We start from the raw sequence: 25,553 nt of genomic DNA, 5'->3' as shown, positions 1-25,553 counted from the left end.
AAAAGGAGATCTTTTAGATTTCATAGTGTGTTTTTGATCTCTGATTTTTGATTAGAAACGAAATACTATATAATTGTTTGTTTTTTTTCTACATTGGATTGTTGTCCAGTTTTTATTCCATTAACTAGGCTGACAACATATATCCTTTGGAGCGAACTGTTCGTATAACTACTGATTCAACTTCGGCACCTTCCAATTTGGATCGCAAATGAAAAACAAGATTTGCTACTCTGTATTTATTATTTTTATATGGCTTTTGCCAAACATACTCGTAAATCTCTTTATACGAAACGCCGACATGCAAATTGTCATACAACAGCTTCATCAATTGAAATTCCAGTTTGGTTAAAGGAATTTCCTGCTGTGTTGCCTCTAGTTTGATACTCAGGTTATATGGCAGCAGTTCAATACCCAATCCCTTTTCAATTTCAGGCTTTGTTGATTTACTTTTCACTTTTTGATAACGATTCAATGAATTTCTGATAATCAGGTTTACTTCTTCAGGAGCTGTTTCTGAAGTAAATGTACCGTCTACTCCCAGTTGAAGATAAAGAACTTTTTGAAGGGCAGATGGCTGATCGGAAAGAACCCAGATAAGCGGATTAGATTTTTCTTTGATTTTCATAATCAACCCGCAGATTACACCAATATTCTGATCACTATCTTCTTTAAGAACAACTCCATCCAGATTGTCTACAACCTTATCCATATTTTCGTTATCAACTTGCAAGACATTGTATCTATTCTTTTCTATATTCTCTATGTATGTAGACTCAAATTCTTTCGCTGAATGATTCACACCTATGTTATACATGTACCTTCCTCCTTCACTTTTATTATTTTGAGATAAAAATAAAATTTCCGATGAAATAATATCTTGAAATTATGATTATTTAGATTATTTTTCAGATATAAACAGATAAACAATTATTTTTTATATTACAAGAAATCAAATTTAAATGTTATCTTCGACAATTCAAATTATAATATACGTATTTTTTAAAGTCTATATAAAATATAAGTAAAATTTCTCATGTTTTTAACATTTAAAAGAAAAAAATGAGAGGAACTTAAAATACAATCATTATTTTTAGCATTTTAAAAGATATCTTCTTGAGAAAGATTTTATTGACTATCAAAAAAAACGTCAAATGGAGAGTGGTAGATATATGGTCAGAAGAGGAGAAAAAAATTGCAAGCGGAAAGATGGCTGCTGGGAAGACAGGTATAAAAAAGCCCAAAATAGAAAAGAAAAAATTGTTTACAAGTATACTTATAGGAATGAATATATAGAAATATGTGAAAAATTGTCAACAAAAAAACATAACATTATAGAAGATTCAGAAATATTATTTTGTAGAAGAATGGATGAATTACTGGCTGCGGGAAGTAATAAAGAAACAAGTAAAACAATCTACATAGATTAGCTACGAGGTGAAATTCAGAAATCATATCAGCTTTTTTAGTAAGAAAAAAATATTTTTATTATAAAAAATAATGTATCTAGGTTTTTTTTACTATTTATCACAAAAAAATATTAGGATAATACGTCCGGAAACATTTCTGTTATATTTCAAAAATATCTTAGACGTGTGCAATAAACACTAAATATTCAAAGAACATGTACCTTCACTTGCAAAAAGCTTGAATTATATGGACTTCGAGAAAACTATTGTTCCACTGTTATTATTGGTTTAGCAACAGGAATGAGAATTGGAGAACTGTGCGGGTTGAAATGGACAGATATTGATTTTACTGAAGATATTATAAATATTAAGCATACACTTTAAAGAATTCCTATTCCAGATAACTTAAAGAAAATAAAAATACTTATAAATAGTCAAAAAATAAACGGAGCATTTCACAAGATTACGTTGGCTAAGAATTTGAACATCTATCTATTATAAAAGAAAAAACAGATAGTTTCAGAGCATATCGCATCAAACAATGCTAGTTTTATGGAATCAAGAGTAATTAATTGCAGCTTAAAGAAAACAATTGTAAAATGTAATACTGAATTTTTTAACTTCTATGCCTTAAGATATACCTCCGCTGTATGCGGTTATAGAAAGCTGAGTAGCTATTTCTTCATTAAGTAAATTACTAGACCATACTTCCATTGAACCCACACTGGATACCTATACTGATTCACTGTAGGAAAAAGAAGATAATTGCTGAAATGATTGCTCGGCAACAATTTCAGCAATTATTATAAATCATTAAAGAGTCATCAAGAATATTCTTCATATATTTGAAAATAAGTATTTTAGCTATAAAAATTTAAAAATGATGATGCAAAGTGCTGTAATAGCCGGAGACCTACTATAAATTAAACATGAATTTCAACAACCGGGAGATTACTTGTACGGTCTTTTCTTGTAATTCACAGTTATTACGTACCAATTGCAAATTTTCTGATTAATAACCATGTATTTCAGAAAGTTTTCTACAGTTTCAGAAAAATATTTTTTCATGCTTTTATTGTATTTACGGGTAGTTCCCCATTGAGGCTTTTCATAAAAAAATGTATACTTCACTTAATAAGCAAGAGGAGAAAATTATATGTATTCATTAGCAAAAAACCTTATTACTGAAAAAGATTTAAGCAGAAAAATCAGTCTTCTCGAAAATTTAGTAAATCATCCGCAATTGACGGCAAAAGAACTGGCGGCCAATATTGGTACAACAGAACGAACTGTTTTTAATGATATCCAATCTTTGAGAAGCGATTTACCTATGGGATGGCAACTGGAAGCCGATGGGAATAATGGATTGTCGCTTATTTCTGCTGACTATGCAACAACTAATGAAGTCTGGGAATATTTCATGAAGGATTCCATCAGTATTCAACTTATCAAGAAATTACTTTTTTCAAAAAAACTCGCAGTACAGACCTTTGTTAACACTCACGGAATTTCTTTTGAAACACTAAAACGCCACACTAAAAAAGTTAATCAGAAATTAAAAGATTTTCAGCTGCGCATTACTGTCTCTGCCACCGCTATTTCTTTGACCGGTGAAGAATCAAGTATTCGTGTCTTCTACCATCGTCTGCTTCTGCCCTTTACTCATAACAATTTTTTCTTCGAGGAATATGCCATTCATCAAACCAATTACCGTGATTTTCTTGCAAGAATTTCACGATCAGGTATTGGTATTGAAACAGAAGAAATTTTTGGTACCTGCTGGTTTTTCATAAATACAATTCGAATCAAGGCCGGATGTTTAACAGAGGCTTTTCATTTTGATGAAGAAGATGCACTCTTTAAACTTTATCATAAAGACCTAGAAAAACTGTATGCTTCTGAAGGTATTCGGTTAAATAAAACGGAGCATTTCTTTGCCTTTTTCTGTTTCATTGAAAGCTGGAATTACAGTGTTATTCCTGATGCCTTTTTGAAAAATCTTCTATTAAAAGAATATCCTGATTTGTTTGCTGGAGCGAATCGTTTTGTAAGCGGCTTGTCTGCCGCTTTAAATCAAAATAACTTAGATAAATCAGATTTGACAGAGAATCTTGTGCTGTTTTTACTAAAATATTTTGAATCCAAACAGCTTTCTGATAAATTTTTATTGGAATATCATGAGCTTTCATCATTGAGTCAGCGCCGATTTCCGGAGCTATACCAGTTAATCAGTCAAGAAGTTAAAAATTATGGATTAGATTATCTGTCTGATTCAGGCTATGTTATTAATACCTTAGCGTTTCTGATCAAAGAGGCCTTGTATAGTATCAGTCCACGACAAATTACAGCTTATTTTCTTTTCCAAGGTGAACCAGCATGGAAAAGCTTTTTATACAGAGAACTGCAGGATCTTCTGGGAAACAGGGTTCATTTAAAAAACCTGAATACAGATGAGCTCAGCAATTATCAGTTAGAAGAAAATGATATTATTATTTCAAACTATCCATTGCAATACCAATCCAAACAGACAGTTGTTTATGTCTCTTCCATTCCCACACAAAACGAAATGCAGGAAATCAGGGAGCTTATTCGCCCTTTTTACCTCTAAAAAATACAAAAGGCCCATTTACTGTTCAGCATTCTGGCTGTTTTCAGTAAATAGGCTTTTTTAAATTAAATCATTACTTCTTTTGCTGTTTTTCTTGCTTTAATTTTTTTAGACACCAACTTTTCTACTTCTACAACAAGGAATATAATCAATGTATTCAGCAGAATTGGCAGGTGTTGGCTAAGTGACAGTGCTGTTGTCCCAATCATATTCTGTGCGATTGGAAGAAGAAGAACTGCCCCCTGCAAAATGACCAGACATCCAAGTGAGATGAAAAGGGCCTGATTTTTAAACAGGTTCTTATTAATTGCCGGGTCCAGAAGCTCTCTGCAGTTAATCATGTAAAAAGCCTGTGCCAGTACAATATTTTGTAAAAGTAGGGTCTGTTGTACCTGAATGCTGTCATACTGCATTGACAGCAGGTAGGCAGGAATCGTAATCAACAGAGATACATACAGAATTCGAAATAGGCTGTAGCCAGAAAGAATCGGCTCTTTTGGATCTCTCGGCATCCGCTGCATAATTTTCGGATGTGCCTGCTCAAAACCAAGTGCATAAGACAATGTAATGGTTGTCACCATATTCACCCAAAGAATTTGAACTGGTGTCAAAGGTAGTTCCCGATTAGTCAAAAGAGCAAAAATTACAATCAGTCCCTGAGCTAATGCTGTCGGCAGGAAGAAATTGATTGTCTTTTTCAAGTTGTCAAAAATTCTTCTCCCTTCTTTTACCGCACGGGTGATTGTCGCAAAGTTGTCATCTGCCAGTACCATATCTGCAGCCTGTTTGCTCACTTCACTTCCCTTAATCCCCATAGCGATACCAATATCTGCTTTTTTCAACGCAGGTGCATCATTCACACCATCTCCGGTCATTCCCACAACATCGCCATTTTGCTGCAAAGCCGTTACAATTCTCAGCTTATGCTCCGGGGTTGTCCGTGCAAAAACATCAACTGATTTTACTTTCATCTGTAACTCATCATCTGTTAAGTAATCAATCTCTTTTCCTTCCAATACCTGTGCAGTATGATTCAGTCCAATTTGTCTGCCGATTGATTGAGCGGTATCCTTGTGATCTCCTGTAATCATTTTTACAGCAATACCCGCCTGTTGTGCTTCTTTGACAGCATGAATCGCTGACTCTTTCGGAGGATCAATAATTCCTGTCAGCCCTATCATTGTCAGCTCATTCAAAATTTCATGCGTCAGCAGCTCATTTTCAATTAATTCTTTTGAAGCAAAGCCAAGAACACGACGCCCTTCTTTAGCCAAGTCAGCGGCTTTTTGCTCCCAATATTTCTGTTGAGCACTGGATAACTTTGCTTTTTCAAGCAATACTTCTGGAGCCCCTTTTACAAATAGCACTTTTTTACCTTCCGTATTGCGATGAACAGTTGCCATGTACTTGTAAGCAGAACTGAAAGGAATTTTTTCCAGTTTGTCCAGATACGGTACAGAAAGCGGATCTACATATTTCAGCAATGCCAGTTCAGTTGGGTTTCCACTTAGCTCTTCCAGCTGCTGATCTTCCTGAAGTTTCAAATCCTGACAGTTATTCATAATGGAGAAAAGCCTGGTTTCAGCACTCATTTTTCTGTCAGCCTCTTCGCTGTCCATTGGCAGAACAATATCCACAACAGTCATCTCGTTTTTTGTCAGGGTTCCTGTTTTATCCGAACAAATAACGGTCATCGCTCCCAGTGTTTCCACTGCCGGCATACTTTTAACGATTGCTTTTTCCTGTGCCATTTCCTTTACGCCCATAGACAAGATCATTGTTAGAACTGCCGGCAGCCCCTCTGGAATCACAGACACAATCAATGCAATAACAGAAGAAAGAAGCAGGCTGAAATTCATTCCATATCTGAAGGTTGTGAAAAAAATCAGAAATACGATAAAGCCCATCAATCCTTTAAAGATTTGCTTATTCAGCTGATTCATTTTTCGAATTAAAGGCGTTGTCTGTTTTTGAACAGATTGTAATGCCGCATTAATCTGACCAATCTGTGTCTCATCGCCTGTCGCAATAACTGCACCATTTCCTGAACCGGCCTGTACTAACGTTCCTGAAAATGCCATATTGGTTCGATCGCCCAACGGGGTATCTTCTGCCAATTCCTCTTCCTGCTTTTCAACAGGCAAAGATTCTCCCGTGAGTGCAGATTCTTCTATAACTAACTCATGCGTCTCCAATAATCGAATATCCGCCGGAACAACATCACCGCTTTGCAGAACCACAATATCACCGACCACAAGCGTATCAGAATCCACCGTTTTTCTGACTCCTTCTGAAAGGATAACCGCCTCTTGTCCCATCATCTGCTTCAGACCATTCAATGATTCCTCTGCTTTTCGCTCCTGAAAATAACCGATCAGTCCATTAATCACAACAACAGCTAAAATTATACCCATTTCAACATAGCTTCCCGTAATACCTTTCAGCAATGCAGCAACCATCAATACAATCATTAACAAATCGATAAAATGCTTTCCTAGCTTTTGCCAAGTCTTCAATTCATTTTTCTCTGATAAACTATTTGGTCCTTCGCTTTGAAGCTTCATCAATCGTTCTTTCTGATTCATGCCTTCAGATGATATATTTAAACTTCGAGTAATGTCTTCTTTTTTTAGATTGTGCCATTTCATTGCTGATTTCCTCCTGTGAGCTTTCTATTTATACTCTTAGTATACGAGCTTCCAGGATTTATGGAGGTCACGTTTTTCAGCCAGATATGAAAAAAATGGGGCGTGACAAGCATCTGTCCCATCCCCATTTTTTTTCACAACTTTAAACATGATTTAAGAAATTGAATCCTTACCACTTTCTATTTTATTCAGCTTACTGTATAAAGTAATGCCCCTTTTTCGTATGCTTGTTGAGCAGGTAGTTTTTCCAAATAGGATTTTAAGTAATCTGCTTCAATACAGGTAATCATTTCAGAACTGTCTCTAAACCATTCTTCCTCCATATGTCCTATATAGAAAAACAGCAGCTGGCATTTCTCATCAATTCCATGAAGTTTCGAAATACTCTCTGAAAAATTTTCTGCATTTATTTTTGCTATGAGATGTACAGCCTGATTTTGAAGATCCTTATAATATTTTTCTGTTATTTGATCGATTTTTCCATCAGAAAATCCAGATAATTCACGTTCCCAAGAAAAGTTCATTTTATCACTCCTATTCTGTAACAAAGTCCCATTTATTATTCCAGTACACCCATTTATCGACCGCTCCATCATTATATTTTACAGAAATCTTATTTCGAATTTCATCAACTGGAATATCCAGCTGCATTGAATCTGTTGTCTTTTTTAATGGTACTGTATACGTTTTATAGACACTGCCATCCATATACACCGTAAATTCAGTAATATTGGAATAGAAAACCTTCAATCGCTGATTGACCACAGACAGATAGACAGCTTCACCGCTTTCCTTCTTCACACCAGGAACAACCAGTACACTGTCTTCTGCACTGAGCTGTTTATGATTATGTGTATCATTTGGCGGACCAATAATAAATGGTTCTTCAAGTGTGGATTCTCCGATAACTGTTGCTGTTGTTTTAATAGCCTGTGTATCATCTTTTACTACCGCACTTAAACCGAAGGATACAATATTCCCTGCCTTCAATTCTGATTTCAGGTAAACATCCAGTGTATTTTCCGCTGATTTATACTCATAAGAATCAACAGCCGAATTATTCAACAGTTTATCGAATGAATCATACTGGAGCTGATCTGATAAAGTCACTGTTACTTTCGGCTTTTTAACAGGATCCCTTCCGGAATTTCTGCTGTCGCCGCTTCTAACGATTATTTCGTAAAGCAGCTGATTTCCTTTTGTTAAAATCGGAATATCTTCCTCATTACGATCAAATCCTTCCGGAACCTCAATAATGATTTCCGGGTTTGACGGCGCCGCTGCTGTTGCCTCGAAATATAGTGATGGAGTAAACCGTTGGTCACCAACCGCGTCATGATACCCTTCATAGCTGTCATAGGTAAAAGCCGACGGATTAATATTTCCTGCCGCTCCATTAGGGGTGTCTGTAAATGTATCCGGCAGTGCCCCGCTTGTCCCTACCACATCAGCAGTATCTTTTGCAAAGATTTCAATAGTTTCTCCTACAAGCAGATAGTCAGATAAGTCAAACACCCATTTTTTCTTTGTCAATTCTGAATCTGAGACAGATTCACTATCTGCAGTAATTTCTTCATACAATAAATTTCCATCGTTGTCTGTCAGGAAATTTTCACCTATTTTCGCAAAAATAAGTACTTTGTCCATCTGTTTCTGATCTCGTTCATCCCATAAATCAATTATTCCAGTCAGTTGCTTCGTTGTATCGGTAACTTTTTCCATATCACCTGTCAGACTCATTGGAGGAGTGACATCCTGAACAACGACTGTTTCAACCTTGATGTCTTCTGCATTACTATGAATATTTTGACTGGAAGAAGCATCCATGGAACCGCCTCGATAGGCATCCAGCACGTTGACCTGTTCCCCTTCACGAAGAAAATCGTCTAATTCCCACTCAAAGATACCTCCTCTGGCTGCTTCACCATACACAGCTACACCCGGCAGGACATCATTCATCCCTTTTGTGGACACAATCGCCTTTTCTTTTTCAGTACCGTCAGCATTTACGATTTGAAGGGTTACCCAAACTTCTTCTTCCCAAGCATCTCTGGATTCACTTCCATCATCAGAATAAGGGACCGTTACATGACCATAAACATGTTTATCCGCATTTGTAGGTACTCTCAGTTCATCAACAACCGCCCGATAGTTATTACCAGTCATTCGTGTATACTTATCAGCTCCTTCATAATTAGTGGCGTTGAACTGACCGGGAAATTCAGAGTAAGAAATAGTCTTAAAATCTCTCCCAGTCAACTCATAGCCGATTTTGCTCCAAAAAACATCAGGATTTGCATCCAAATCAACATTGTTTTTCTTTTTCCAGACAGAAAGACTAACATTATTTGAAGTAAATATCTGGTTGTTTCCAAAAATACCAGTTGAAAAAACCTGTCCGCCATTGATACGATTATTCCTAAAATCATAAAAGATGGGTTCATCTATTTGAATATCAATTTGGGCTGCTCCAGCATGAACAATACCTCGTTCTGCGCCATAGGTTGTTCCTTCCATCCGAAAGGTTGAGTCCTTTCCTATGATGAACCGGAAATCACCACTTAGTGCTTCAATCGCAGGACCATCAGAAGATTTTGCATAAATGGTGCTTCCAGAATCCTCGATTTCGAAAAGTGAAACGCCATAGGAATCAACAGTGAATTGTATCGCCTGCTGCCCACCTGTATCACCGCCATTTTGCGCCCGGTTATTTCCGTTTTTCACAATATTCACCTTGCCGCCGGATTTGGCAATAAAGCTGTTGTCTCTACCATACAGTCTTACCGCTGCTGCTGCCCCAGAATGCTTAATCACATTCATCTCTGCATTGTTCGTAACAGAAAATGTCTGTGCACCTACCAGACGAAAGCGTAATGTTGAACAATAATTATGTGCTTCACCATCTGCTTCCAAAGTTAAAATACTGCCCTCACCATCCAGATTAAAAACGCCGTCTATAACCTGATTGACAAATGCTGAGGCTGTCCTTGGATTATCCTTTCCTGCTTCAGAGCTTGAAGCCTGCGCATAGACATGAACAACCGCTCCTCCCAAAACCTCTGTCTTGGAAATACGTCCGTCTTTTGCACTGCCCTGAAGCGTGATAACCCCGCCGTCAGAACCATAGAATGACCCTTTTGACGTAGCGGTCAGTGTCGTCCCTTCACCTACTACTGAAAAAACGATCACATTACTAGCCCCCTCATAGTTTGCCCAGACTGCTTGTCGCAAATCACTGGCCAAGACGACCTTTGAACCTTGATCTATAATCAAGGATGTTTCAACTGAATTTGTTCCAGGATACAGACGAATAATCGTATGCGCCGCTGTAATTCGTACGTCTGCATTATTTGTTATATGAACATTTGAAGCACAGATTACTCCTTTAAAATTGTTTAAAGACGGGATGGTATTGCTGCTGTACCAATAAAATCTTCCCTGTATGTTGACATTTCCCTGAGGGATACTTAGAAAATAGGGGCCTGCTGTACCAACTTGCTCATAAGAGCCTTCAACATTCTGGATATTAACCGTCCAATAAAAAGAAACTGCTGTATTAGAAGCAAAAATAAAGCCATCATTTCTAGCTGAATAATTTACTGAAAGATTCAACAGCTCAAACGTACAATCTGCCTTTTTAGTATCTCCCAACGTAAACGCTGTATTGGCTGTCGTTGTAAAAGCATACCCTTTTCCGTCTATAGTTAAATCTCTGGTAATATTTGCCAGTCTTGTACTTGTGGCAACAATATTCTCAGCAAATTCAATTTTAGAAACAGCTGCAGTGTTTACTGCTGTAATCAACTCCTGATACGTGCTGACAACAGCAGTTTCTGACTGACTGTCATCCAACAATACAAACTGATTCTTGCTATTTTTCAACGAAAGGTCAGCCATCCTTACTACCGAATTGGTAGATGATAGTTTTTCCATTTCTGCTGCGGTTCCCACCTCTTCCAACTCGGCTGCTTCAAGATTTTCTGTTGAAATAGCTACCTTGTGTTTTTTAATTACCTTGCCTTTTCGAACTACCTGGAAGGTTTGTTCCTCTGTTTCAAGAATGGGAATCGGCAATGACAGGCGAACCTTTTTATTGGCTGCCTTTATTTTTAGCTGAACCCCATTTTCTTCATTCGGTGCTTCTGTAAGCTCCACTTCATCAGACTGAAAATCCTCAAGTGATTCCATTGAGACAGACATAGCATCTGTTGACTGGAAAAGGATCGTTTCCTCCTTTGGCTGATTGATTTCAATCGTTACATAATAATGACTCTGCTGATCATTGTACTCACTGGAAAGAACATAGTTGTTTTTCCCAAGATTCCCCAAAAAGTTAATAACCAGGATAACCAGTAAAGATGCTGTAAGCAGCAGGCTGCCTATTACCATCAGCAATTTAGGCTGAACAATTCTTCTGCGTTTCTTCTTCATCTGTTTCCTCCTCTACAATAGGTAATTCAAAATATATTCACCTAAACCTTCCAAATTCTTGATATACAAAGATTTACAATCTATTTTCGCCCCTCACTTGCAACAATCTAATTATGCTGTCTTAGATAGTGAAGTAAACGCGTTACAATGGGCAGTATTGAATCACAGTACTTGATCCAGGACTCCGATCAGATTGTAATTTATATTAAAAGGTATTTTATAAATGATATTCAATAATAGAAAATTTTAACTTATGTGGTTCAATGATAGGAACGAGCAGCTAGTGGGATTGCCCGTCTCACTAAAATAAATAAACTAGTGAGAGGGTATGCAATGCTCTGATGGGGATAAATTTATCAAAATTTATTCCCTATCCAAAGAGACAGCGGTATGCGAACTGACAATCAGATACGTTAGCAATAATTCATTCCTGTATTAAAAGTCTGCTTCTTTGAATGCTCGTCGCATGTCTTATGGTCATGCAAGACAAACTGCCAATTAAGTTGACTATTAATTTATTTGCACAACTCTCTGCATGTGAACACAGGAAAAGATGAACCTGTTTTCCACAACCGATAGAACAAGTCTGAAACACATTTTTAACTACTTTCATTAAAGCTTTTTCCTATTTTCTCATTCAACTGGTTTGCCGGTTTCTGCATAAGAGATGTAATACATTTGCATAATAATACTTGCTGAAAAAGCATAAGCATCTTCTCCGACAGCATCAGGATTGCAGCGATAACTCACTTGTCCAATTTTGGTAAATCGTTGCGCAGACTCCAGTTCTTTCACAAAGTTAAGTAAATCTGATTCATTCCTCGCAAGAATGTCAATTCCAACGGTCGTATTCTGCAACTGTTTCAGCTGCCCGGCTGCGGAAACTTCTCCACTTTCACCACTTTCCGGATCTGGGAAGATGACTGCATTGTCAAAAGAAATATGCTGAAGAGAAATGCCCAATGATTCATCCAGCTGTCTAAGCTGATCAAAATATTTCTGTAATTGGAGTCCATTGGGAATAACCGGTTCGTTTTTAACCGTATCCGACTCCAATAATGTTGGCAGATTCTCCACTTTTCTCAATAAATTATCTTGCTGTTTGATTTCTTCATTAACGGCAGACAATTTTTGATTCAATTCTCCCAGTTCCTTACTTTTAGGCGCAATAATCAAAAACCAGCTGACGATACTCAGCGAAACGATGGCAATCAAAATCAACACTGAAATAGATATATGTTTTTTGGTAAACAATACTCTATTCATCAGCAGCCTCTCCCTTCATCAAAACTACAGGGACATCTGCCATTTTCAGCCGAACTGCAAACTCCGCTTCTGCATAATCATTGTCGCGACTCATTGAGATCGGCTGACAATCATAGACCCATTCAAGCATTTCAACATTCTCTTTAAAGCTTGGAGAATTGGAAAATAGGTCTCCTCTGAATTTAATGGTAATTGTAGGTAAAAGCTCTGTACCGTCTTCTCCTACCAACTTCTGGTTTCCTGCAGCTTCTCCTTCAGCCAGATAGACTTCATAATTTATCAGTGTCAAATTCAGCTTATGTGCAATATCATTAAACGCACTCATGATCGGCTCCATCAGTTTTTGTTCTCCCTTTAAAACTAGTAAAAAATCCTGCATCGCTTGTGACTGCGCCTGCTGCAGTTCATTGATTCTATTCTCCAGTTCAATTTTTTCTGTTTGAGCAATCTGAACATTGTTAGTATAGGTTCGTACTTGCGTTGTGAAAAAGAGGTGTGTAATCAGAAAAGCGATAATCAGGATCGCAGAAATCAAAGCTGTCGTAACAATGATGACATCCATGGCCCGATTTTTTATAAATTTTTTCGGTAATAAGTTAACGTTCATTCATCAAACCTCTTTCATCGACAAACCGGCAGCCAGTAAAAAGCGTTCCGGTAAACGTTTTTGATTCGAAAGCCTTAACGGTGACTGCAGCTCTTTCACCGGCAGTTCATTTGTTGCCTGGATGATCTTCAGAACTTCCTTGGTCAGCAGCGGATGCCCGCCCACTAAATAAATTTGTACCAGCTCTTTTCCAGAAGAGATCTCCGTTTCAAAATAGTGGACAACATTTCGAATAGTTATTCCCAGATTTTCCAGTTCTTCCAGTTCAACAACGTGGTTAAATTCTGTTTTCACTCCGTGTTCTGTTTCCAAAAATTTCCAGTTCACCTGGTTATAATCATCATGCTGAACATACACAGGGACCAGCTGCTCAAAAATAGTGATCGTTGCCATTCCAGCATCCAGCTCCACCAACAGAAAATTTTCTCCCCAATTAATACGCTTCTGTAAAATACGGGAATAGACCAGAGCACTGCAATCTACCCCTATAAGCTGTCCGCCGCTTTGGTGAATGCAATCTCCCACCTCCTCAATAAGAGGTGCCGAAGTAACTACAACCGGCACTTTACCGTTTACAGCAAACCGATTGCGCTGAATCTTAACGGCGCGTTTAGCATTTTTTTCCTGACGGTGTCTGCCTCTTCTTCTATTTACTTTTTTCTTATTCTGCTGCTCAAGAATCAGCAAATCAAAAATGGGATTATCAAATGGCAACGAAATTGATTCCCCTAATTCAAAATACAAAAACTCTCTAATTTCCTTTTCAGATTTCATATCTCCCAAAGGTACCTGACGAATCAGAAGCTTTTCATTCATCACAGAAAATATAAAATCCGGGTTTCTCCTATGTACCTCTGCAGCAATTTGTTGCAGAATATAAATGAACTCTTCCGGATTTCTTAATTTGCCATTTTTAAAAAAAGAACCATTTATTATTTTTTCTCCAAAGACGAGCTGATTATTTCTTGTCGTGCAATATCTTAGAATATTTTTTTTGATATCAATACCGATTGCGGCATGTTTTCTTTTTCCAAACATTTTACTACCTGCCTTTTTCAATTTAGAGTCCCAAGTGTTACCTGCCAATACCTGCTGAAATTAGATAAACCAACACTGAACTGATTGCGATAAAGGGACCGAACGGAATATACTTCTGTCTTTCTTTTTTATAAGCAAACCAGATAAGAGCAAAAATAAGTGCAATAAGTGCTGCGAAAAACAAAGAAGCAAATACTTGAACAGGTCCCAGAAAAACGCCTAACACGGCAAAAAGTTTTATATCACCGCCGCCCATTCCTTTTTTACTGACTTCTCCCAAAATATATAACGGAATAAAGCCTACCAGAAAACCAGCCGCCGGATACCACCAATGCTGATTTTGAGGAATGATGATTCGTTCTAAAACTGCTGCAATGAAAAACGGCAGTAATACTTTATTAGGAATAATCTGGTATAGAACATCAGATACACTGATAATCAGCAGTAAAGAAATCAACAGCCAGCCCACCAGCACTTCCGGAGAAAAATTGAACTGCATTGCCGTACCCATAAACAGAGTTCCAGTAAATAGCTCAAAAACAGGGGCAGCTGCCCCTATTTTTGATGTACAATATTTACATTTCCCTCTTAAGAAAATATAGGAAACAACCGGAATCAGCTGCCACCAGGCCAGTTCATGCTGACAATTCTCACAGTGCGAGCGTCCCACCAGCGTCTCTTTACGGGGAATTCGATAGCCTGCAACCATGAAGAATGAGCCCAGACACATTCCTATGACAAATATATAGCAATAAACGATACTTGAGGGTATTGTGTAACTCAATATATTCATAAAAAATTCCTTCTTCATATAGTTGTAGTTGGATTACTAAAAAATTAAAACAGGTTATCTCTTCTTAAGTTATTAATTTCTTGGGTATCTACTCCTACTGTTGTAGTTCCAATTTCTTGGGATGTTTTAGAGCCAGCAGTTAATTGTCCTGCCGGAATGTAAACCGTTAAAGTTCCCTCAGTATCTATTACAAAATTTACCTTATCAGGATCCGCCCACTTTGAAGTCCCTTCAAGCATTTTTGCATCAATAACCTCTTGTAATGAAAAATCGCCTAAAGAAGTTGAAGTAGGTACAAATGCCTTTGTAGGTGAGGCCTGATATAGCTTCGCAGCATTCAAAGCTTGTTGTACATCTGCAACTGCTGCATCTTCCCGTGAGTTTTGAATCACATTACCAATAGCTACTACACCAATTCCAGCAATAATTGCTAAAATTACTACTGTTGCCAATAATTCAATTAAAGTCATTCCTCGCTCATCTTTTAAAAGACGACTCATTCTGCTTTCTTCTTGAAACGTTAAAGCTTCTATCATTTTTCGTTTCTCCTCCTGATTGTTTCTAATTTTATAGTTCATCTATATTAACTGGATGTCTAGGTATCCAGTTAATAACACATTCGACGTTGAACAAATTCTTCCAAGTGTTATTCACTCAAAAAATTATTCTATCTACTGCTGTTGCTTCAATTCAGCAGATATATTCATCATTCCTTTTTATCCCTGAATAGAACCATACATGGAAAACATCGGAATCATAATTGCGGCAATGATGAAGCCGACAATACCGCTGATAATCAGCATAACCAAAGGTTCCATTATGGTCTTAATCCGAACACTCATCTCATCTGCTTCAGCCTCAAAAATCTTGCTTAACTTTTCCAGCATATCTTCAAGAGAGCCTGTATTTTCACCGATTTTTACCATCTGTGTTGCCAGAATCGGGACCACACTGTTTTGTGAAAAAACCTCACTGATTCTCCCGCCCTGCTCTACCTCTGTTTCACATTGTTGAATCATATTTCTAACAAACTGATTATTCACAACTTCTTTACTCATTGACAATGCTGTAACCATAGGAACAGAACTTGACAATAAAGAAGACAACGTCGTCATAAATACAGAGAAATAGCTTTTTTGGATAAACTCTCCAAAGATCGGTGCCTTCAGTTTGAATGTGTCATATTGAAGCTGAAATGCAGGGTTCTTTTTCCCGATGAAAATCCCCAGCCAGATAAGGAAAATAATCAACACAATCACGCCCCCTCTAGTCTGAAGAAATTCACTGATCTTCATGGTTATTTTCGTAATCAACGGCAGTTCTGCATCAAAGCTTTCAAAAACTCCCACGAACATAGGAACGATTGAAAGCATTAAAAATATTCCTACCCCTATAGAAGCTATCAACATGAGGATTGGGTAGATCATTGCAGTGATTATACTGCTGCGGTTCGCAGAGCTTTTTTCATAGTAGTTGGCCATCTGCTGTAAATTTTTCTCCAATGAGCCAGACATCTCAGCTACCGCAATAACATTAACCAGTAATGTCGGAAAGGCATTGGGATGTTTACGATAACTTTCAGACAAAGTAGACCCCGCCTCCAAATCCTGCTTTACTTCTGTCAGTATTTTCTTAAACTTCTTATCCTGCTGCTGTTCCTCCAACATATTTGCTGCTTCCAGCACTGTAATGCCGGAAGTAATCAGTGTTGAATACTGCTGTAAATATGCGACCAGTACTTTTAAACTGATTTTGGAAAACAAGTTGAGTTCCTTATTAGCTGCCGTCTCTTTTTGCTCAACTAATGACAGCGGCTTAATATGCTTTTTTTTCAGCAGGCTGTTCGCTTCAATTACTGAATTAGCGCGAATACTCCCTCGCATTTTCTCACCAGTGTATTTCATCCCCTGATAAGTAAACAACGCCACTAAAAATCACTTCCTTCTTCGAGATAACTTTCTGCAATCTCTGCATCTACACGTTGAGACTGGACCAGATGTGTGATTGAGCCGCTCATCGTATGCATACCTTCGGTTTTACCCATTTGAAGCATGTTGCTGATTTGATGTGTCTTGCCGGAGCGAATAATACTGGCAATCCCTTTAGTATTAATCAGCATTTCCGTGGCGGCTGCTCTGCCTTTGCCATCTCGCGTCGGCAGAAGCCTCTGAGACAAGATACCTACAAGCGCTCCTGCCAGCTGTGTACGAACCTGTGACTGCTGCTCTGCCGGAAAAACATCAACAATCCGTTCAATCGTTGAAGGAGCACTGGATGTATGCAGTGTGCCTAAAACCAAATGCCCGGTTTCAGCTGCAGTCAGAGCAATTGAAATTGTTTCGAAATCCCGCATTTCTCCTACCAGAATCACGTCCGGATCCTGCCGTAAGGCTGCCCTCAGTCCATTGGAAAATGACGCTGTATCCCGACCGATTTCTCTTTGGGAAATAATGCTTTTCTTATGATTATGTATATATTCCACAGGGTCTTCCAATGTAAGAACATGGGTTTTTTTCGTATCATTCAGGTAGTCAAGCATAGCGGCAAGGGTTGTCGATTTACCAGAACCGGTTGGTCCGGTCACAAGAAACAAGCCCTGACTTTTGTGAATCATTCTGCGCAACGCATCTGGAACACCCAAAGAATCCAAGTTTGGAATCTCAATGGGAATCTGACGTAATGCGATGGCCACTTCATCCATCTGCTTAAAAATATTTACCCGGAAGCGGCTGACATTTTTTAACTCATAAGCCAAATCCACTTCGCCCAGTTCATTAAAATCCGCCCATTGTTTTTTTGTACAGATAGATTCCCCCATAGCAGAAATTTTATCTGAATACAAAACCGGCATTCCTTCTATCGGCTGCAGATTTCCATGCAGACGAAACATCGGCGGAACTCCTTCAATAAGGTGAATATCTGATGCCTTCTTTTCAACCGCCAATCTAAGCCAGTCGTCCAACTGCTTCTTAGGCGAAACCGAACCGCTGACGGATGCAGAAGCAGCGGGCCGGATTGGATCATCAGAAGCTGTCATTGCCTCTGAATAGCGTGAACGGTAGTCCTGATTTGAGATTCGACGTCTCGTGACTCCCTCCTGCTCTCTGTTTCTGTACTTTTTTGGACGTTCTGTTTCCCACTCTCTCAACTGCTTCATCCCCATTCATTCAATATGTCATTCCTGTGCAGCAACTTTTAATACCTCTTCAATTGTTGTATAGCCAGCCAGAACCTTTTCCAATCCATCATCAATCAGGAATTTCATTCCCTGCTGACGGACATACTGCTGCAGTTCATCATTGGTTGCCTGTCTGGTAATCATCCTTCTCAGTTCCGGTGTTACCGTCAACAGCTCCTGTACAGCCATTCGCCCCTGATAGCCTGTATACCCACATTTTGCACAGCCTTTCCCTTTGGCCAGTCGGCGGGCATGCAGCTGATTTTCTTCTAAAAAGGCTGCTTCAGCTGCTGAAGCAGTCTCTTCTATTTTGCAGCCCGAACAAATAGTTCGAACCAAACGCTGAGCAAGTACTCCAGCCAAAGAATTCGCAACAAGAAAGGTATCTACACCCATATCCACCAGACGATTGATGGTACTCACAGAGCCATTGGTATGCAGTGTAGACAGGACCAAATGTCCAGTCATAGAAGCACGTATGGCAATCTCAGCTGTCTCACCGTCTCGGATTTCTCCGACCATGACAACATTAGGGTCCTGCCGTAAAATAGAGCGCAATCCACTGGCGAAAGACAAGCCGATACTGCTGTTTACCGCCACCTGATTGATTCCTTCCAGCTGATACTCCACAGGGTCCTCTACAGTAATAATGTTGACATTGGGTTTGTTCAACTCTCCCAGAGCGGCATATAAAGTAGAAGATTTCCCTGAACCTGTAGGCCCCGTAACGAGAATAATTCCATGAGGCTGCTTTAAAAGGTTGCGAAACTCTATCAGCATCTGAGTATTGAACTTAAAATCTTCCAGTTTTCGAATACCTACGGAACGATCCAATATCCGAATAACTACTTTTTCACCATGAATGGTCGGTAACACAGATACCCGAAGATCAATGATTTTATGTCCGTCTTTAAGCATTGCTCGACCATCCTGAGGCACACGTATTTCAGTTATATCCAGAGAAGAAATAATTTTCAAACGTGACGTCACTGCTGACTGAATATTTTTTGGCAGTATTTTCAATTCCTTCATTTCTCCATCTGTTCGAATTCGAACAGCCAGATACTTTTCCTGCGGATCAAAATGGATATCACTGGCTCTCCGGTCAATCGCATCATGGATCAATGTGTTTACCAGTTTGATAATCGGCGAATCGTCATTGCCCGTTTCACTGAATGCCGCACTTTCCTTTTCCGGCAGATCTGATTCAAGCAGACCTTCCATATTAATTTCTGATGGGTAGTCACGAACAATCAACTGTTGAATATCTGCCTCGTTTGCTTTAACCGGCTCAATCAACAATCCTGTAATCAAACGCAATTCATTTAGTGCAGCATAATCACCAGGATTGCTCATAGCTACAACCAAACGATTGCGTTTTCTTTTTATCGGAAACACACTATACTGTTTCGCAAAACTTCTTGGAATCAGCTCCAGTAATTGTTTATCCAGTGAACTATTGAAAAGATCAATGGTTTGATGTTTGATCGAGGAACGCTCACTGACAGGTCTGCTCCGATGTCTTCCAATTGGTCGCTCTTCTTGTCTCACATTGCTCTCCCCTTTAATAATCTATGGTTCCCACATAATCAAATGTTCTTGAAATGATCTGTGCAGCTTCTTTATCCGACGTATTTACCGGCATAACGATGACTACCTGACCATCCTCTGCAGCTTCAGCTTCAGCAAATGTATTAACTACCTCAACAGGAATTGCTGCACTCGTCATTTTTGTTTCTAAACTTGTTGCATCTTTTTTATTGAAAGGCTGAATAATCAGCTTACCGTTTAACTGACTTCTGCTGACACTGTACTCAATAAAGCTTGTATCAAACAACGCCAAGTCAGGCAATGTCTTTAAAGATAAATAAGAATTTTTTTGAATATCCAGATTGAACGGCTCAATGCCTGTATAATCGAGCTCCATCACCGCACCGTTTTTTAAACTGATACTGTTCCAGAAATCCTTATCCTTGTAATATCCGTTAAAAGAGGAAGCTGAATCATTTTCTGTCAATGCTTGCCGCCGTTCCGTTTTTGGCGAATCGATAAAGCTTTGACCACTGACAATCATCTTGGTTGCTGAACCGTCCAGTGTAACTTTTGAAGGTGTATTGGGATGGGTAAAAGTTGCTTCCTCCTGAAAATAAGAAAAACCATCTTCACCTGTCTCACTTGACAGCATTGCATTCGTCAACATAAAATTACCCGCAACCATAATTGTTCGAGTATCCCCCGATTCCGAATGGAGGGAGCTGTTTTCATTTATCGGTCCTGCAAACAAACTGGAACTGGCAATAACCATTGAACCTTTTAAAAACTCCGTCCACAAATTGTCTTTGGGATTTTTCCTGCCCGCCTCCACAGAATAGTTGGCAAAAGAAAAGTTTTCTGCTCCGGCAACTTTATTCACTATCAAATTCCCTTTTGAAAAAAGTACTCCTTCAGAAGAAACATTAGCCTTTTTTACTGTATTTGTATTGTTTATCAGCAGATTACTTGTGGTAAACTGACCTGATTCCAAAATAAATCTGGACTGCTCTTTAGGAAAGTCAATATATGTCCCAATCTTTGCAACAACCTGATCAACCTGCAGATAATTCAAAAGAGAAGCAGAGGGATTCGCTGCATTACTTAAAACAAGTAAATTATCTGTCTGAAGCTGACCTCCCCCAATCCCTTTAAGGGTTACACCGTTTTCCAGAAATAAAGACCCTGAAAAACCAAGTTGTCCAATCGTTTTATTCCCTGTTGAAAAATCCAAGAAAAGTCCATCACGAATATCCTGTATCTGTCCGTTCATTTCGCCAAACTGAAAGCTGGAATAATTATTATAGGAAGTATAATCAAAGTACTGAACATCTGCTTGGTAACGATAAATTCGATCAACTTTTCGCATCCATTCATCGGCTGAAATTGTTTGGGCACTGTTGGGCAGATAATAGGAATAAAATACGTTGCGCCATACATCCAATGCAACAATTTCCTCATTTACCTCTACTTCATCCCACTGTATTTCATAAATATACTCACATTGAGCGGAAGCAGTTGTTACCGTCCCCTTCCTGTTTTCAGTGACCTCAACACTGATCGGAAAAGTCAGCTCAACATTTGTCACTTTCGCAAGATCAGTGGAGGACTGCTTCCAGCCGTAACTCCCTATATCCGTATCAAGTACATAGGGCAGAATCTTTCTGGCACTAAGATCACTGTTTTTAAACGTTGTACGGTAAGAAAACTGCTGTCCGCTGCCGAGCCCCTCATCTGAAAGTTCAAAATCACCAATCCAGCCGTTCACAAGGTTTCTCAGAACTATTTCGTCTGTTCCAAAGCTGCTTCCCGCTCCAAGTTCAGAAAGTTCAAGCTCTAATTTCTTTTTGATCTGGCTGCTGGCTTCCTGCAAAGCATATTCTTCAACATCCTTTGCCTTTTTCAAGCTGTCTACTCTTTCCATCTGGAAAAATACAGTTCTTGCCAAAATGAAAATGCCGCCGACAATCATACTGATCAGTAAAATTGCTCCAAGTGTATAGAGCAGTGCATAGCCCGCTTCATCTTTACCATCTCCCATTTCCAGGAACCTCCCCGCTCGCTTTCTCATCATCTCTGTAGGTCAGTACAAATTTCCTGCTGTAGACAATAGAAGCTTCATTTTCAGCCAACAGCTGTTCAAGCGCCCATAATCCTGCAGAGCTGTCGTAATAATCGCTGAATTCAATCTCTTCTTTATAAAAAAGAATGACTCCGCTGGTTTGAATACTGAATGTATCCCGATAGTTGGGTGTTGCGTAAATAGTCTTTGTAACTTCATTTTCATTTTTTTGCTGAATCAGTTTAATCTTGATATTCTGATCCTTTACATGATAACTGCTAGCTCGCTGATTGGAAGTATCTAAAATATCTGAAATGTATAAAGGATTGTCTCCCTGGTCAATCGACAGAAGCTCACTCATTTTATCTGCAGCAAGTATTTTGACAATATGCGCCTCTGACCAGTCGCTGTTAAACTTTCCACGATACCCTGCATCTTTATAAATATTTTCAATTTTACTGATTCCTTCCATTTGAGCAACCAGATTATTAGCTGTCTGCTGCAGCTCCAATTGTTGTCCCTGCAATACAGAAGCTCTGAAAATACTGAATAATATAGCGGAAAATAAGAAAGAAGCCAGCCCAAAAATGGTAATTGCTCCAATTAATTCAAACATTGAAAGTCCATTTTCATCCTGCAACAGCTTCCTCACTATATCCCTCCTATGATTCAACAACCCAGTTCACGTAAGTTTCCGTTAACAAGCTGCCATTTTGTTTGTCATAAATTAAAATATTCAAGCTTACACCATCTGTCCGCGGATTGTATTCGGAAACCCCAACCTTGTGATTCACAACAACTTTCACTAAAAAATCAGTTTCTTCATTAAAACGATCAACATATTGACCAATGTATAATTGATTCCCATCCGTTCTTAGTGATTCCGGCAAAAAATCTGCATCCGTCAAATGATACTTAAGCTTTTGGATAAAGGTTCCCCGCTCATCATCACTCAACGGCACTTCAATCTCTCCATACTTGCCCTTACCTGTCAGCACATCTCTTTGAATGCCGGAGTTATCCAGAATCAAATGATTCCTTCTAGCTATCTGTCCCTCGTCAAGCGACGCTTTGAATTCAATAAAAACAAATGAATTTAAGTTGGCAATATCCTGCAGCTGTGATTTATAAAGCAGCCATTCTTTAATGTCTTCACGAACAAAGATTGCTTCTTCTTTTCGTTTATTGAGCTTAATTGCCTGATTATTTTGATAAATCATTGATGCCAGAAACAAGAACGAAGTCCCCAACAAAACAATGGCAATCAGTATTTCCAGTAATGAAAAACCTCGTTCATCCAGCTGTCTGCTCCTTATGATCTCTGTCACAGCTGTTTTAACCCGCCCCTCTTTATTTTTCTTCATGATGAGCCATCTCGATTTTCCAGTTTTTTCGCAAACTATTCAGCACCGTTTCAATTCTATTCCTCATCGACTTCTGAACTCTCTGAAAAGGTATCATCAACTGTAGATGAAACGACTTGACTACCCATAATTTCTCTGGCAGGTTGTTTGAAAATAGACATTTTTTCTTCCGTCCAGTTTTTAAAAATGTAGGTTGTGGTCTGTGAAGGATCGGTCTCTTGACTGTTGCTAAAGCCAAATTTATAGGCAGCTTTCACTTTTTCTACAATCTCAATTGCTCTTGAATCAAGCTCAGTATCTGTTATCTGCTTTGCCTTCTCAGAAGGCTTGCTTTTCTTTTTCTCTATAACATTGCCATCAAAGGTTGTTAAATCATAGGCTTCAATCAATGCATTCAATTTGTTTCCATATTGTGTATCTGTTGCATATCTGCCGGTTAAAAAAGCCGTCACATCTCGATAACTTTCAGTATTGGATTTCCACGTTTTACTGTAGAAATTCTTATTACCGTCAATACCGTTTTTCAACAATTTCGCGTAATCTTCCAATGACTCTTTGTAGCTAGGATATTTTCTAAAGCTGGCAGTTATAGTAAACAAGCTCCCGTCTCCTGCATCTTCCTGAGTGAGGAAGCTGACACTTTTTCCGTCATACGCACCTTTGACACCAAATAAATTATAATTAGGTGCCTGAGAAAGACTGCTTCCGCCAGAACCTGTTTCTAAAATTGCCTGACTAATCATTACCGAAGCGTATAAGTCATTGTTCCATGCAATTTCCTGTGCAAATGAGCTGATCGAATCAATAAACTCGCCTGTGCTCTGATTTTTTACAACTGAAAACTCATAATTTGCCTCCACCTCTTCTGTTACAGCACTTCCTGGAAGAGACTCAGCTGCTTCCTCCTCCATTTGTTCCGCTGCCTCTGTTTGTGAGGTTTCTTTTCTGTTGGACTCTGTTGTTTGACTGGCAGAGCTTTCAGTAACAGAAGAATCTTCAGTGACCGAAGAGGTTGTAGTAGCTATCTCTTCTTGGCTTTCTCTAGACGGCTCTTCCATACTTGAAGATGCTGTGCTTTCATATGTTGTATCTGTTACATCTGTTGATTCTGTTGTATCTGTTGTATCTGTTGAAAATTCTAATGCTTCCAACCTGCTGTCTGTTGTTTCCTCTATATCTAAAACTGATAATTCAGCAGTATTCAAATCTGTTGATTCCATTCTTTCTGTCTCTTCTGTACTTTCAGTTGTCTGGTTCTGCTCCTGTGCCAAAATTCTGCCGGGTACATTTTTTACACCCAAAAACAGCAACCCTGCACAAATCGTCAGAGCAGTGAAATAATTCAATTTTTTATTCATAAAATTGTGTATCCTCCCTCAATTGCTGCAACTTTTCTTTACTTATCCGTACACGGGCTGCTTCTTCTTCCTTCCATAAAAATCTTTGATAATGACAGGCATTTATTCGAAAAAAAGTGGTTAGCATAATCAGCAGAACCATCAAAATTAAATGAGCCAATGTCACTTTTTCCTGAAAGTCAGTAAAATAGCAAAAATAAAATACGATAGAAAAAACAGTCAGTAATACCAGCGAAGCAACATAGTGCAGCCAGAATAATAGCGTGTATTGTTTTATCTGAATGTTACGTCTGTACATGTAAACAGACCTCCTCTCATTCACGGCTGCAACACTTTCAGCTTATTTAAATCAGAAGGTTAGAAAAAACTTTCATCTATCAACTATTGTTTATTGTCAGAATTTTCAAATAATTAACCCGAAAAAACATCTGATTTTAACAATTACCCTTACTAAAAAATAGTTTTCCATTTTTTAACATTCAACTACTTTCGTATGCAACAACAGCTGCACACCTTCAATCAATTAAATACTGAATTCCGGATTTAACATATAGCCTTTCAAACGGATCGTTCGAATAAATTCTGAACAGCCGGTATGATCTTCGACTTTTTTTCTTAAATAAAAAATTAAATTTGCAATGCGCATTTTGTAATCTTCTACTCCATTTTCTTTCCAAAGAATTTTATTTAGTTCCTCATAGCCAAACACTTTTCCGTGTTCACTATGCAAAGCATCCACTAAACGATATTCCAATCTGGTCAAACCAATTTCAATTCGGTCATCAATCATCATACTTTGACTGTGATTACGCAATTCTACTATTTGTTTAGCATTTTTTAGAGACTTTTCATCCTCACTCTTGACTTTGCAATGATTCACAGTATTTGCCAAAACTAGTTGGAATTCTGTCGGTGTACATGGTTTCTGAATTGTTCCATTTGCACCGAGCTGAAGATAAACCAGCCGATTAACATCAGATATTTTTTTTGAAACAACCCATATAAACGAATGCTTTTTATCTTTGATCTGTAAAATTAAATTACAGACCATTCCAACAAATTGTTCTTCTTCAGCATATATAACTACTGCATCAGTCTCCTTTGCCGTGAACAGTAAATCTTCTGAATCCATAAAAACAATCTCATGCTGCGCTTCTGCCAAGGCTCCGATATAGGATTCATCTAATTCTCCAGAAACATTTATTATTCCAACTGTGCACATTTTAATTCCCCCTGTATATGTACTCAAACACCTAATGCTACC

21 protein-coding genes are annotated in these 25,553 nt (G+C 38.4%); 3 read left to right on the top strand and 18 right to left on the bottom strand.

The features are described from left to right. Nucleotides 1-124: 124 nt before the first annotated feature. Nucleotides 125-814 carry a winged helix-turn-helix domain-containing protein gene (locus tag LI954_RS00260; protein ID WP_229443168.1) on the bottom strand — a complete coding sequence of 230 codons (690 nt, stop codon included), beginning with the start codon at nucleotides 812-814 and terminating at the stop codon, nucleotides 125-127. Nucleotides 815-1,169: 355 nt separating this feature from the next. Here LI954_RS00260 and LI954_RS00255 point away from each other — a divergent pair, with 355 nt between their 5' ends. The 3 genes from LI954_RS00255 (at nucleotide 1,170) to LI954_RS00250 (ending at nucleotide 4,014) form a co-directional block, all read left to right on the top strand. Then, complete coding sequence (locus tag LI954_RS00255) at nucleotides 1,170-1,427, top strand: hypothetical protein (RefSeq protein WP_229443167.1); 258 nt, start codon at nucleotides 1,170-1,172, stop codon at nucleotides 1,425-1,427. A 183-nt stretch (nucleotides 1,428-1,610) separates the two neighbouring features. Then, entirely contained in the window at nucleotides 1,611-1,790 is a 180-nt protein-coding gene (locus LI954_RS16260) for a tyrosine-type recombinase/integrase (protein WP_420705962.1), read from the top strand. A gap of 772 nt (nucleotides 1,791-2,562) precedes the next feature. Beyond that, nucleotides 2,563-4,014: a helix-turn-helix domain-containing protein gene (locus tag LI954_RS00250; RefSeq protein ID WP_229443166.1), complete on the top strand. Its 1,452-nt coding sequence runs from the start codon at nucleotides 2,563-2,565 to the stop codon at nucleotides 4,012-4,014. 65 nt (nucleotides 4,015-4,079) lie between these two features. Here LI954_RS00250 and LI954_RS00245 read toward each other — a convergent pair whose 3' ends face one another. From LI954_RS00245 to LI954_RS00165, 17 genes are all read right to left on the bottom strand, one after another. After that, nucleotides 4,080-6,662 carry an HAD-IC family P-type ATPase gene (locus LI954_RS00245; RefSeq protein ID WP_229443165.1) on the bottom strand — a complete coding sequence of 861 codons (2,583 nt, stop codon included), beginning with the start codon at nucleotides 6,660-6,662 and terminating at the stop codon, nucleotides 4,080-4,082. 188 nt (nucleotides 6,663-6,850) lie between these two features. Continuing rightward, the gene (locus LI954_RS00240; protein WP_229443164.1) at nucleotides 6,851-7,186 is read right to left on the bottom strand and encodes a DUF7006 family protein; all 336 of its coding nucleotides are present in this window, start codon (nucleotides 7,184-7,186) and stop codon (nucleotides 6,851-6,853) included. Between the two features lie 10 nt (nucleotides 7,187-7,196). After that, nucleotides 7,197-11,093 (bottom strand): pectate lyase-like adhesive domain-containing protein, encoded by a 3,897-nt coding sequence (locus tag LI954_RS00235; protein ID WP_229443163.1) that lies wholly within the window; start codon nucleotides 11,091-11,093, stop codon nucleotides 7,197-7,199. Between the two features lie 633 nt (nucleotides 11,094-11,726). After that, complete coding sequence (locus LI954_RS00230) at nucleotides 11,727-12,359, bottom strand: hypothetical protein (protein WP_202067060.1); 633 nt, start codon at nucleotides 12,357-12,359, stop codon at nucleotides 11,727-11,729. After that, nucleotides 12,352-12,966, bottom strand: a complete 615-nt coding sequence (locus LI954_RS00225) for a hypothetical protein (protein ID WP_202067061.1) — start codon at nucleotides 12,964-12,966, stop codon at nucleotides 12,352-12,354. Before LI954_RS00225 ends, LI954_RS00230 begins: the two co-directional genes overlap by 8 nt. A gap of 3 nt (nucleotides 12,967-12,969) precedes the next feature. Then, the gene (locus LI954_RS00220) at nucleotides 12,970-14,004 is read right to left on the bottom strand and encodes a hypothetical protein (protein ID WP_202067062.1); all 1,035 of its coding nucleotides are present in this window, start codon (nucleotides 14,002-14,004) and stop codon (nucleotides 12,970-12,972) included. Nucleotides 14,005-14,041: 37 nt separating this feature from the next. Continuing rightward, nucleotides 14,042-14,797: a prepilin peptidase gene (locus LI954_RS00215; protein WP_202067063.1), complete on the bottom strand. Its 756-nt coding sequence runs from the start codon at nucleotides 14,795-14,797 to the stop codon at nucleotides 14,042-14,044. A gap of 44 nt (nucleotides 14,798-14,841) precedes the next feature. Beyond that, nucleotides 14,842-15,333, bottom strand: a complete 492-nt coding sequence (locus LI954_RS00210) for a prepilin-type N-terminal cleavage/methylation domain-containing protein (RefSeq protein WP_229443162.1) — start codon at nucleotides 15,331-15,333, stop codon at nucleotides 14,842-14,844. A gap of 180 nt (nucleotides 15,334-15,513) precedes the next feature. After that, the gene (locus LI954_RS00205; RefSeq protein ID WP_202067065.1) at nucleotides 15,514-16,725 is read right to left on the bottom strand and encodes a type II secretion system F family protein; all 1,212 of its coding nucleotides are present in this window, start codon (nucleotides 16,723-16,725) and stop codon (nucleotides 15,514-15,516) included. Further along, nucleotides 16,725-17,954 carry a type IV pilus twitching motility protein PilT gene (locus LI954_RS00200; RefSeq protein WP_229443161.1) on the bottom strand — a complete coding sequence of 410 codons (1,230 nt, stop codon included), beginning with the start codon at nucleotides 17,952-17,954 and terminating at the stop codon, nucleotides 16,725-16,727. Before LI954_RS00200 ends, LI954_RS00205 begins: the two co-directional genes overlap by 1 nt. A gap of 18 nt (nucleotides 17,955-17,972) precedes the next feature. Beyond that, nucleotides 17,973-19,526 (bottom strand): GspE/PulE family protein, encoded by a 1,554-nt coding sequence (locus LI954_RS00195; RefSeq protein WP_229442118.1) that lies wholly within the window; start codon nucleotides 19,524-19,526, stop codon nucleotides 17,973-17,975. 13 nt (nucleotides 19,527-19,539) lie between these two features. After that, nucleotides 19,540-21,546 (bottom strand): hypothetical protein, encoded by a 2,007-nt coding sequence (locus tag LI954_RS00190; protein ID WP_229443159.1) that lies wholly within the window; start codon nucleotides 21,544-21,546, stop codon nucleotides 19,540-19,542. Continuing rightward, the gene (locus tag LI954_RS00185; protein WP_202067068.1) at nucleotides 21,533-22,219 is read right to left on the bottom strand and encodes a type II secretion system protein; all 687 of its coding nucleotides are present in this window, start codon (nucleotides 22,217-22,219) and stop codon (nucleotides 21,533-21,535) included. The genes LI954_RS00190 and LI954_RS00185 overlap by 14 nt, the downstream gene beginning before the upstream one ends. A 10-nt stretch (nucleotides 22,220-22,229) precedes the next feature. After that, nucleotides 22,230-22,931 (bottom strand): type IV pilus modification PilV family protein, encoded by a 702-nt coding sequence (locus LI954_RS00180; RefSeq protein WP_229443157.1) that lies wholly within the window; start codon nucleotides 22,929-22,931, stop codon nucleotides 22,230-22,232. A gap of 56 nt (nucleotides 22,932-22,987) precedes the next feature. After that, nucleotides 22,988-24,289 carry a glucosaminidase domain-containing protein gene (locus tag LI954_RS00175; protein ID WP_229443156.1) on the bottom strand — a complete coding sequence of 434 codons (1,302 nt, stop codon included), beginning with the start codon at nucleotides 24,287-24,289 and terminating at the stop codon, nucleotides 22,988-22,990. Next, nucleotides 24,282-24,587, bottom strand: coding sequence for a hypothetical protein (locus tag LI954_RS00170; protein WP_202067070.1), 306 nt, complete (start codon nucleotides 24,585-24,587; stop codon nucleotides 24,282-24,284). Before LI954_RS00170 ends, LI954_RS00175 begins: the two co-directional genes overlap by 8 nt. Nucleotides 24,588-24,812: 225 nt before the next feature. Continuing rightward, a complete protein-coding gene (locus tag LI954_RS00165) occupies nucleotides 24,813-25,511 on the bottom strand; it encodes a winged helix-turn-helix domain-containing protein (RefSeq protein ID WP_202067071.1) in 699 nt (232 codons plus the stop codon). Between the last annotated feature and the right edge of the window lie 42 nt (nucleotides 25,512-25,553).

It is taken from the genome of Enterococcus sp. CWB-B31 (genome assembly GCF_020567645.1).
Taxonomy (GTDB): domain Bacteria; phylum Bacillota; class Bacilli; order Lactobacillales; family Enterococcaceae; genus Enterococcus_L.
This window is presented reverse-complemented; position numbering and strand designations above follow the sequence as displayed.